1 protein-coding gene is annotated in these 513 nt (G+C 76.8%); it reads left to right on the top strand.

What is annotated here, in order from left to right; translation table 11 throughout:
• Positions 1-443 (top strand): penicillin-binding protein activator (locus J7528_RS24175; RefSeq protein ID WP_291879938.1); only part of this gene is annotated, 443 nt, incomplete at its 5' end.
• Positions 444-513 lie beyond the last annotated feature (70 nt).

Raw genomic sequence — 513 nt, 5'->3', positions numbered from 1 at the left:
CGGTCTTCCTGGCCGTGCGCGGTGCGCAGGCACGTGCGCTGGCGCCGCAGCTGGCGGCGACCGGCCTGGCCGGGCGCACCCGCGTCGCCGGCGCCCAGCTGACCTCCGGCACCGGCAAGGCCAGCGAAGACGTCGTCCTCGACGGCATCGTCTTCCCCGGCGATGCCTGGTCGGCGCGCGGCGTGGCCGGGCTGCCGCCGTACAGCCAGGTGTCGGAGATGCTGCCCACCGCACGTGGCGGCGCGGCGCGCCTGTTCGCGTTCGGCCACGATGCCTGGCTGGTCAGCGCCTTCCTCGAGCGGCTGGTCACCCGCACCGACGGCGAGCTGGCCGGTGCCACCGGCACGCTGCGCCTGGACGGCTTCGGCAACGTCATCCGCCAGCCGCAGTGGTCGACCTTCAGCGGTGGCGTGGCCGTGCCGCTGGCGACCGGTGGCCGCTGAGCCCGGACTGGATCGACGCGCCCGCGGCGCGCGGGTGGAAGCGGCCGCGCGCGCCGAACTGGAGCGCGCC

It is taken from the genome of Caulobacter sp. (assembly GCF_017744445.1).
Classification (GTDB): domain Bacteria; phylum Pseudomonadota; class Alphaproteobacteria; order Caulobacterales; family Caulobacteraceae; genus Caulobacter.
This window is presented reverse-complemented; position numbering and strand designations above follow the sequence as displayed.